The sequence below is a fragment of the Pseudomonas brassicacearum genome (assembly GCF_003732265.1).
Taxonomy (GTDB): domain Bacteria; phylum Pseudomonadota; class Gammaproteobacteria; order Pseudomonadales; family Pseudomonadaceae; genus Aquipseudomonas; species Aquipseudomonas brassicacearum_D.
In genome coordinates this window covers 1-289 of record NZ_MOBK01000346.1, presented here as the reverse complement: position 1 = coordinate 289, position 289 = coordinate 1, and the positions used below count along the sequence as shown (strand labels likewise).

The window sequence follows — 289 nt, the reverse complement described above, 5'->3', positions numbered from 1 at the left end:
TCAGGACGATATAGCCAACAGTCCGTACTTGATAATTGCCGGGGTAGTCAATGAACTTGCCTCGACACGCACCGCCTACCTGAAGCAGGTCGAAAAGCTCAGCGCAGACGCCACCGCGCATTTCGCCGAACTTGCCCCGCTGCCAGCCCGCGCCGAAGTTACGCCCGTCGGCGACGACCTGTCGTTTGCCCGGTTACTGACCAGCGACGCCGTCAAAGGAAAAAACCTGGTGATCGGCGCCCAGCCCGGTTCGATCGCCAGCAAACAACTGCTGATCGATGGTGTGGAC

1 protein-coding gene is annotated in these 289 nt (G+C 59.9%); it reads left to right on the top strand.

Annotation, left to right across the window (positions count from 1 at the left end):
• On the top strand, positions 1–289 hold a 289-nt coding region (locus BK660_RS32755), incomplete at both ends, for a hypothetical protein (protein ID WP_185045326.1).